This is a genomic window from Streptomyces sp. McG3 (assembly GCF_018619185.1).
Lineage (GTDB): Bacteria > Actinomycetota > Actinomycetes > Streptomycetales > Streptomycetaceae > Streptomyces.
In genome coordinates this window covers 1-7204 of the sequence record NZ_JAAXYC010000364.1, presented here as the reverse complement: position 1 = coordinate 7204, position 7204 = coordinate 1, and the positions used below count along the sequence as shown (strand labels likewise).

General features: G+C 74.0%; 7 protein-coding genes. 1 reads left to right on the top strand and 6 read right to left on the bottom strand.

Going from position 1 to position 7204, the window contains the following annotated elements:
- Positions 1-268 precede the first annotated feature (268 nt).
- Both HET64_RS34300 and HET64_RS34295 read right to left on the bottom strand, forming a co-directional pair.
- Entirely contained in the window at positions 269-1270 is a 1002-nt protein-coding gene (locus HET64_RS34300) for a zinc-binding dehydrogenase (protein WP_215111158.1), read from the bottom strand.
- 97 nt (positions 1271-1367) lie between these two features.
- Positions 1368-2558, bottom strand: coding sequence for an NAD(P)-binding protein (locus HET64_RS34295; RefSeq protein WP_215111156.1), 1191 nt, complete (start codon positions 2556-2558; stop codon positions 1368-1370).
- 102 nt (positions 2559-2660) lie between these two features.
- On the opposite strand from HET64_RS34295, the gene HET64_RS34290 reads away from it, so the two are divergent.
- A complete protein-coding gene (locus HET64_RS34290) occupies positions 2661-3389 on the top strand; it encodes a pentapeptide repeat-containing protein (protein WP_251146268.1) in 729 nt (242 codons plus the stop codon).
- A 24-nt stretch (positions 3390-3413) separates the two neighbouring features.
- On the opposite strand, the gene HET64_RS34285 is transcribed toward HET64_RS34290, so the two are convergent.
- The 4 genes from HET64_RS34285 to HET64_RS34270 all read right to left on the bottom strand — a co-directional run bounded on the left by HET64_RS34285 (position 3414) and on the right by HET64_RS34270 (position 7141).
- Positions 3414-3911, bottom strand: a complete 498-nt coding sequence (locus HET64_RS34285; RefSeq protein WP_215111155.1) for a hypothetical protein — start codon at positions 3909-3911, stop codon at positions 3414-3416.
- Positions 3912-4416: 505 nt separating this feature from the next.
- A complete protein-coding gene (locus HET64_RS34280) occupies positions 4417-5475 on the bottom strand; it encodes a methyltransferase (protein WP_215111154.1) in 1059 nt (352 codons plus the stop codon).
- Between the two features lie 80 nt (positions 5476-5555).
- Positions 5556-6383, bottom strand: a complete 828-nt coding sequence (locus tag HET64_RS34275) for a helix-turn-helix domain-containing protein (RefSeq protein WP_215111153.1) — start codon at positions 6381-6383, stop codon at positions 5556-5558.
- 113 nt (positions 6384-6496) lie between these two features.
- Positions 6497-7141 (bottom strand): response regulator transcription factor, encoded by a 645-nt coding sequence (locus HET64_RS34270; RefSeq protein ID WP_215111152.1) that lies wholly within the window; start codon positions 7139-7141, stop codon positions 6497-6499.
- Positions 7142-7204: the final 63 nt, after the last annotated feature.

Here is a 7204-nt window from a genome sequence, read left to right as displayed (position 1 = left end):
GGTCGGAGATGTGTATAGGAGACAGGAACGGGACCGGGAGCGGGCGCGGGCCTGGACGCTGGGGCGGGTGCTCCAGAACGGGCTGTGGGCGGCCGAGGACGGGGAAGGCCGGATCTCCCCCGACCACGCGGAGATCGGGCGCCGGCTGCTGGGGCGGTGAGGGCGTGCGGGCCGGGCCCGGAGTCAGGGGCAGGAGCAGTGGCAGGAGCAGGAGCAGGAGCAGGGGCAGGAGCAGAGCCGGGGCCGACGGTCGCAGGGCCTGACGGCGCTACGGCTCCAGGACCACCTTGCCCATCGTGCCCCGGGTCTCCAGCGCGCGGTGCGCGGCGGCGGCCTCGGCGAGCGGGAAGCGCTGTACGGCGGGACGCAGCCGGCCGGACGCCGCCTCGGCGAGGGCACGGGTCTCCAGCGCGCGCAGACCGCCGCCCCTCTCGATCATCTCCGGCCCGAGGACCGACCCGGACGTGATGCCGCGTTCGGCCAGCTCCTCGTCGCTGAAGGTGAGCGGCCCCCCGTCGAGGAGTCCCCCGCCCGACCAGCCGTAGACCACGTGCCGTCCGCCGGGGCCGAGGAGGTCCACGGCGGCGCGGGCGGTGGTCCCGCCGACGGAGTCGTAGACGACGGTCGCCCGCAGCCCCGCCGCTTCGAGGTGGTCGCGGGCCCGGCGCGGCCAGTCGGGGCGGGTGTAGTCGAGGGCGAGGTCGGCGCCTTCGGCTTCCGACCGGGCCACCTTCGCCGGGCCCCCGGCCAGCGCGATCACGGTGGCCCCCGCGTTCCTCGCGTACTGGACGACGAGGGTGCCGATCCCGCCCGCCGCCGCGGTGACGACGACCACCGAATCAGGGCCGAGCGGGGTGAATCCGAGGACGCCGAGGGCGGTGCGGCCGGTGCCGATCATGGCGACGGCCCCGGCGGCGTCGAGCCCCTCGGGGATCTCGTGGAGCCGGTCGGCCTCGGTGACGGTGAGTTCGGCGTACCCGCCCGGCGCCATGCCGATGTGGGCGACGACGCGCTTGCCGAGCCAGTCGGCACCGACTCCCTCGCCCACCGCCTCGACGGTTCCGGCGACCTCGCGGCCGGGGACGGTGGGGAGGCCGACGGGCTCCGGGTAGGGGCCGCGCTCCCCCTCCCGCAGAACGGTGTCCAGGAGGTGCACCCCGGCCGCGGCCACGGCGATACGGACCTGGCCGGGGCCGGGGACGGGGTCCTCGGTCCTCTCGTACACGAGGTTCTCGGCGGGGCCGAAGGCGTGCAGGCGTACGGCGTGCATGAAGGTCTCCCGGGGGTCGCGCTGCGGGCTGGCTCGGCTGTGTGCCGTGCCCGCCGCGGGCTGTGCCTCCACCTTCGTACCTCAAGTCCGATTGAGGTCAACCCCGGTCCCGGGCTCCCGTCCTGGAGCGCTGTCCGGCGGCCTTCACGGCGAGCAGGGCGGCTTCGATGCCGCTGGTGAAGGAGACCTCGCTGAGGAGTCCGGGGGCGGCGACCTGGTCGCCCGCCAGGAAGATCCCGTCGCCCCGAACGACGGAGGGCCGGTCCCGCCAGGTGGTGCCCGGGCGGTCGACGGCTCCGGTGCGGCCGTCGGCGAGGGCCTCGACGCGCCAGGTGGTGCGCTCCCGCCAGCCGGGGAAGCCGAGGTCGAGGAGTTCCTCGGCCCGCGCGGCCCCCTCCGCCCGGCGGGCGTCCTGCCCGATCGGGAACTGGCCCTGGAGCAGCTGCTCGCCGGCCGGGGCGAGGCCGGGATCCTGGGCGGTGAACCGCTCCAGCCAGCCGGGCGCGTCCAGGTCCGACACGACGAAGGCGTCGCCGCGCCGGGTGCGCACCGCCAGGTCCAGCAGGACGGTGCGGCCGCTCTCCCAGGTGAGGGACGCGTCGTCGAGGAGGACGCGGGCCGCGTCGAGGGAGGTGGCGACGACGACCGGTCCGGTACGGCCCAGCTCGCCGAGCTTCCGGGCATCGACGCGGGCGGCGGTCTCGATGCCGACCCCGAGGCCCCGGGCGTGGCCGGCCAGCCGGTCGACGAGCGGCGCCCAGCCGCCGACCGGGTAGTGGGCCTCGGGCGGGAACGAGGCCAGGCGGTGCAGGCGCTCCTGGACGAAACGGGCGGAGAGCGACCCGGGGTCGTGGTGGAACAGCGCGGTCGCGGCGAAGTTCGCGGCGGCCCGGGCGCCCTCCTCGCCGACCTGTCCGGCGGCCCACTCCAGGAAGGCGCCGTCGACCGGGGCCGTGCGGGGGGCCCGGCGGGCGAGCCGCAGCAGAGCCACGGGCGGGGTCCGGCGGGCGGCTCCCGCGCGGCGGAAACGGAAGCGGAGGCCTTCGAGGGGCGGTACGGAGACGACGGCGCCGAGAAGACCGCGCCGGGCCAGCCAGGTCCAGTGCGGCCCGCGCCGGTACAGGGCGTGCGGGCCTTCGTTGGCGCGGTACGGCCCGTCCGCGGTCCTCGCCCGGCCGCCGAGGGTCCGGTGGCCCTCGTGCAGGGTGACGCGCGCACCGGACTCGGCCGCGGTGATGGCGGCGGTGAGGCCGGCGAGGCCGCCGCCGATGACGTGGATGTGTTCCATGGCTGGATCTCCTTCGCGTCTTTGATGATGCGACGGATCGGGGGCGGCGGCTCGTGACACGGTCGCCGGGGGGTTGTCAGTGGGGTGCGTCACGATGGGGGCATGGCAGCGAGCGAGGGCAGGACGACCAGGGCGGCCGGGGCGACCAGGGGCACCAGAGCGACCAAGGGCAAGAAGGACACCATCGCGGCGGCGCGGCGCCCGGAGGTGCGGCTGCCACCGCTCGTTCCCTACGACGGCGAGGGCCTGGAGCCGGACGGGGACTACGACGGAGTGCGGTTCGACGGGGTGGACCTGGCGGACGCGTCGGGCCGGGGCGCCCGGTTCATGGACTGCGCCCTGGACGGCTGCACCCTGGACCGCGCGGAGCTGGCGCGGGCCCGCTTCATCGACGCGGTGCTGACGGGCGTACGGGGTGTGGGCACCGATCTCGCGGAGGCGTCGCTGCGGGACGTGGAGGTGGTGGACGCGCGCCTGGGCGGGGTGCAGCTGCATGGTGCGGTGCTGGAGCGGGTGGTGGTGCGCGGCGGCAAGATCGACTACCTGAATCTGCGTGAGGCCCGGCTCAAGGACGTCGTCTTCGAGGGCTGTGTGCTCTCCGAGCCGGACTTCGGGAACGCGCACCTGCTCCGCGTCGAGTTCCGGGACTGCGTGCTGAAGCGGGCGGACTTCAGCGGGGCCCGGATGGAGTCGGTGGACCTGCGCACGGTGGCCGAGCTGGACATCGCGCGGGGTGTGGACCGGCTGGCGGGCGCGGTGATCAGCCCGTTGCAGCTGATGGAGCTGGCTCCGGCGTTCGCGGCGCAGATCGGGGTGCGCGTGGAGGCGTGAGGGCCCCGGGCGGCGTCGCGGGCCTCACATACGCGGGAAGCGGGCCTGGAGGTCCCAGACCACGGGGTTGTCGGCCAGGCCCTCGTGCATGTCGGCCAGGTCGGCGATCAGGTCGTGCAGGAAGTCACGGGCCTCGCGGCGCAGGAGGGAGTGGCTGAAGGTGAGCGGGGGCTCGTCCCCGGGCATCCAGTCCGCCTCGACGTCGACCCAGCCGAAGCGCCGCTCGAACATCATCCGGTCCGAGGACTCGGTGAAGTCCAGCTCCGCGTACTGCTGCCGGTGCGAGCGGTTGCCGCGCGGGTCCTGGTCGATCTGCTCGACGATGTCGCACAGCGCCCACGCGAAGTCCAGGACCGGCACCCATCCCCAGGCTGTGGACACCTCGCGGTCCGCCTTGGTGTCCGCGAGGTAGACGTCGCCGGAGAACAGATCGTGCCGCAGCGCGCGGACGTCCGCGCGGCGGTAGTCGGTCTGCGGGGGGTCGGGGAAGCGGCGGGAGAGGGAGTAGCCGATGTCGAGCACGGATCGATGGTGTCATGCCCGTCCGGGGCGGACTGCCACGATCGGGTGAAGCGCTGTGCATATGCCGGACGCATATGCCGACAGCTCTCCGGCCTCCTGCCTGTGGTCAGTCCGCCCCATGAGGCTCATCATCGGATCTTCCAGGAGAATCCGGGTTTGTTCGCGAGTGCCTTCCGCACCTCGGGCATCCCCTTTCCGGAACCCGTCGCGGTGTCGCTCATGGACACGGATCTCACGGAGATCAGACCGCTCGAACGGCACGTGGACACGCTGCTGCGCATCGATGTGGCGGTCGGGGGGCGGTGTCACCGTGCCGCAAGAAGCACGGCAGCGGATCACCGCCCGCGAGGACCTCGCGGTGCTCGATGTGTGGTTCGAGCGGGCCGTCACGGCGACGGCCGTCGACGCGGTGCTCGCGGAGATCTGATCGCCGGGTTCGTCCCGGAGGTCCTGCCCTCGCGGGCACTCCGACGACGTCCGGTGTCCGTGGGCCGCCCGGTGCGGGTCAGTCGGCCACGGCCTCGATGATGGCGAACGGCGCGGCTTCGGTGAGCGGGGTGACCGTCGTGAGGGTCAGGCCCGCGCGGCGGCACACCTCCGCGAAGTCGTCGCGGGTGCGCTCCCGGCCGCCCAGGTTCACCAGCATGTTGAGGTCGCTCAGGTAGGTGACCCCGCCGTCGGTGACATCGGCCCGGATGTCGACCGCGTCGGGAAGCACGGGTTCCACGATCAGCACGAGACCGCCGGGCGGCAGCACCTCGCGGCAGTGGCTCAGGATCGTGACCACCTGGTCGTCCGTCCAGTCGTGCAGGACGCTCTTCAGCAGGTAGAGATCCGAACCCCCGGGCACCGAGTGGAAGAAGTCTCCGGCGATCAGGGAGCACCGGCCCTCCAGCCCGTGCCGCGCCACCGTGTCCGGCGTCCCGGCCAAGCCCTCCGCCGTGTCGAGGACGACACCGGTGAGGCCGGGATACGCGGCGAGTACACCGGCCAGGAGGGTCCCGTCGCCCCCGCCGACGTCCGTGACCGTGGTGAACCGGCCGAAGTCGAAGGCGTGCGGCAGGGCGGCGGCGGTCTCCGACGCGGCCTGGCTCATCGCCGCGTTGAACTCCGCGGACAGCTCGGGGTGCCGGGCCAGGTGACTGAAGAAGTCGGTGCCGAACACGCCGTCGAACGCTACCTCGCCGGTGCGGACGCTGTCGTCCAGGTGCTCCCAGGCACGGACGACGGCCGGCTCGGTGAACATCCTGACGAACGAGGCGAGCGAGTCGGGGCGGCCGGGGTGCAGCAGCGCGCCCGCGGGGGTCACCGAGAAGGATCCGGGGGCAGGCTCCCGGAGCAGTCCGAGCCCGGTCAGGGCGCGCAGCAGCCGCTCCATGGGCTGGGGTTCGGCTCCGGCGTCCGCCGCCACCTCGATGGCCCGGCGCGGCGCGTCGCCCACCAGTTCCACCACCCTCAACCGGGCCGCCGCACGCAGGGTCTGTGCCGCCATGCTCCCGAACGCCAGCCGGACGACCAGATCGCGGTCGGCCGTCTCCGCTGCCGTGACATCGGTGTTCGTCATGGGTGTTTCCTCTCGACTGTGTGCGGTGCGCGTGCGGTGTGAAGCGCTGTGGGTACGTGCGCCGGGTACGTGAGCGGAGGTCAGCCGGCGGACGTGGACCTGCCGGCCAGAGCGCGTGGCGTGCACCCGGCCAGGGCCGTGACGTCGCGGTGGAGGTGGGACTGGTCGGCGTATCCGCACGCGAGGGCGACGGCGTCGGCGCTCTCGCCCGCGCAGAGGGCCCGGGCGGCGTGGTCGAAGCGGACCAGCATGGCGGCGCGTTTGGGCGTGAGGCCGATCTGGTCGGTGAACCGGGACCACAGCCGCTTGCGGCTCCACCCGAAGGACGCGGCGAGACCGGCGACCCGTACCCGGCCACGGCGGGCCACGATGGTGTTCCAGGCGGCGGCGACCTCGGGCGACACCGGCGGTGTGCCGGCGGCCCGCCGTGCGAGGAACGCGTCCGTCAGCGCCAGGCGTTCCTGCCACGTCGTGGCGTCGGTCAACTGCTCGCGGAGGTAGCGGGCGGGCCGCCCCCACAGGTCTTCCAGACCGTTGACCGACCCGTCCAGTTCGCGCGGGGAGACGCCCAGTACCGCATGGGCGGCCGGCGGCGGCAGACACACCTCGACGCACTCGACGTGCTCGCCCCGGACCCGGGCCGGGCCGGGCGACAACGAGGCGACGAAGCTGCTCAGCGGCCGGCGCGCCGTGGCACTCTCCACCGTGAGGGGGGCGTCCCCGAGCCCGATGACGACGACCACGACGGGCTGGGGGAGCACCTGCATGTCCAGCCCGACGGACGCGCGGTCGCGGAAGCCGGCCATCCGGACCCCGTCGAGCGCCGTGCCGCCGGGGAAGTGGGCGACCTCCCAGCCGTGCTCGGCATCCTGCTCCCGAGCCGCGGGACCCACGTGGTTTCTGCGCATGCCCCTACCGTTGCCGATTGCGGCGCGCCTGTCTTGGACGAAAGTTCCGGAGTCACCCGGTCCCGCTGTGCCGCGATACGGCCCAGCGGATCACGCGGACTCCGCGCCCCGGCTCACGGCAGCAGCCGCTGCTCCTTCGCCACCGACACCGCGCCCGCACGCGTGTCGACGCCGAGCTTGTCGTAGATGCGGCCCAGGTGGGTCTTGACCGTGGCCTCGCTGATGAACAGGGCCCGGGCGATGTCGCGGTTGCCGAGGCCCTGGGAGAGCTGGGCCAGGATGTCGCGTTCGCGGTCCGTGAGGCTGGGGCGGGGGCTGCGCATCCGGGCCATGACCCGGCTGGCGACGGGGGCCGAGAGCGTGGTGCGGCCCTGGGCGGCGGACCGGATCGCGGCGAACAGTTCCTCGGGGCGCTCCGCCTTCAGCAGATAGCCGGTCGCCCCCGCCTCGATGGCCCGGGTGATGTCGGCGTCGGTGTCGTACGTGGTCAGCACCAGGACGTGGACCGTGCCGTCGGCCGCGATGCGGCGGGTCGCCTCGACGCCGTCGATGCCCTCGCCGAGCTGGAGGTCCATGAGGACGACGTCCGGGGTGAGCCGGGCGGCCAGGACCACGGCCTCCTCGCCGCTGCCGGCCTCGCCGACGACCTCGATGTCCGGTTCGCTGCCGAGGAGGGCGAGCAGTCCGGCGCGGACGACCACGTGGTCGTCGCAGAGCAGGATGCGTACGGGGGGCGTCTGCGGGCCTTGGCCGGTCATGCGGGGTCCTCCGGGGCGGTGAGGGGGGCGGGCGCGGGCGGGAGCACGGCCGAGAGGGCCGTG